Genomic DNA, 2,067 nt, shown 5'->3' on the forward strand with positions numbered 1-2,067 from the left:
GGCCATGGCAGCGTCGACGTGGAGCCATAGGCCATGCCTCCGCGCGACGCCCGCGATCTCCGATATCGGATCAATGGACACGGTGGCGGTCCCGCCCACTGCCGCGACGATCGCGCATGGGGTGAAACCAGCGCGACTATCCGCGATGATCGCATCTTCGAGCGCCCCTGGCCGCATCGCGAAATCGGCGTCGACATCGACCATGCGGACATTCTCACGGCCGAAACCCGCCAGCAGCGCCGCTTTTTCGACGGAAGAATGAGCGCTTGCCGACGTGTAGACGGTCAACGGCTTCGGCTCCGTTTGCAGGCCTCGGCGAACGAGCGAAAAGCCCGTCGTCTTCTCCCGGGCACACAGCAGAGCAACCAAGGTGCTTGTCGACGCAGTGTCATTGATCACGCCGAACCAGGCGGAAGACAGGCCAACCATTTGCCTGAACCAGTCGACCGTGACCTCCTCGATTTCCGTCACGGCGGGGGATGACTGCCAGGACAGGCCCAGCACTCCAAGTCCGCTGCTCACCAAATCGCCGAGGATACCGGATCCGAGCGAATTGGAGGGAAAGTAGCCGAAGAATCGCGGGTGTTGCCAATGCGAGATGTTGGGGAGAACAACGGAATCGAGATCAGCGATGATTCCATCGAACCCCTCGGCTTCGACCGGCGGGGAGGCCGGAAGCATCGCCTTGACATCACCCGGCTGTGTCGCAGGCTGGACCGGATAGTCGGCGATCTTCGCGTGATAGTCCGCCAGCCAGTCGATGATTTCGTGACCTCGTTTTCGGAATTCCTCGGGCGTCATTCAGGCCTCTTTGGCCGCCGCGGACGACGTTCGTGATGCCGCAAGACCAGTCATTTCAGAACTCGCATCAAGCCGAACTAACGTCGCACTTGGTGTAATAATATCTGGGCGATTTCGTGGCCCGGGTCGTGAGGACTTGCGTCTATCGTTGACGCGTAGCCCGCATGAGCGAAGCGACATGCGGGAGTCACCAGCAAGCCCCCGGATATCGCTTCGCTCATCCGGGCTACGCGTCGTCATTCCACCAGCTCCGGCCACGGCACGATGGTCGACTTCACCGTCTTCATCGCCATCGCGTCCCTCACCGCCTGCGCGACGCCCTCTTCCGTGAACGGATAGATCGTCTGCATCTTCAGCCAGGGATATTTATCCGCGGTCCGGTAGAGCATGTCGACGCCGAGCGGCAGGTCGTTGCCGGTGAAGCCCCAGGAGCCCAGCACGTTGAGGTCCTTGGTGCAGATGCGGTGCCAGGAGGTGTCGATCGAGCCGGCGTCGGTGAACTGGCCCATCTCGACATAGGTGCCGCCGTCGCGCAGCATCTCGATGCCTTCGGGGCCTGCGGTCGGATGGCCCGAGCAGTCCATCACGAGATCGGCGCCGAAGTGACCTACGATCTCGCGCACGCGCGCGATGCGCTCTTGCGGCGATTTCAGTTCCTCGATGTTCACGGTCGCCTCCGCGCCGAACTCGCGCGCCAGCTTGAGCCGCGGCTCCTCCGGCGCGCCGACGCAGATCACGCGGCCTGCTCCCATCTCCTTTGCGGCGGCGACCGCCAAAATGCCGATCGGGCCGGAGCCCTGGATCACAACAGTATCGCCCCACGAAAAACCGCCGGCACGGCTGGCGCGGTTGAAGGCGCGGATGCAGGAGGTCAGCGGCTCAGACAGCGCACCCAACCGCAGCGACATGTCGTCGGGCAGCTTGTAGATCTTGGTGCCCGGCAACATCTCGAGATCGACATAGACATATTCGGCCCAGCCGCCCCACATATGCGGCGCCTTGTCGAAGCCGAGATAGCGGCCGTAATAGACCGGCGTCAGGCACTTGTTCGCGGTCTGCGGATAATGGATGCAGTAATAGCAGCGGCCGCACGGCATCAAGGGCGGGATCATCACCTTCGATCCGACTTGAAGCGGCTTGCTCATGAAGTCCTCGGTGAACTCCTCGCCGCACTCGACGATGACGCCGCCGATCTCGTGTCCCAGTGTGAACGGCCACGGCAGCGGCTTCGGCCAATGTCCTTTCAGGATATGCAGATCGGTGCCG

General features: G+C 62.6%; 2 protein-coding genes. Both read right to left on the reverse strand.

Going from position 1 to position 2,067, the window contains the following annotated elements; genetic code table 11:
• Positions 1-801: pyridoxal-dependent decarboxylase (locus tag JHD07_RS32955; RefSeq protein WP_291629728.1), on the reverse strand; the 801-nt coding region annotated here is incomplete at its 3' end.
• A 236-nt stretch (positions 802-1,037) separates the two neighbouring features.
• A partial coding sequence (locus tag JHD07_RS32960; protein WP_291629729.1) for a zinc-binding dehydrogenase occupies positions 1,038-2,067 on the reverse strand: 1,030 nt, incomplete at its 5' end.

It is taken from the genome of Bradyrhizobium sp., assembly GCF_016462955.1.
Classification (GTDB): domain Bacteria; phylum Pseudomonadota; class Alphaproteobacteria; order Rhizobiales; family Xanthobacteraceae; genus Bradyrhizobium.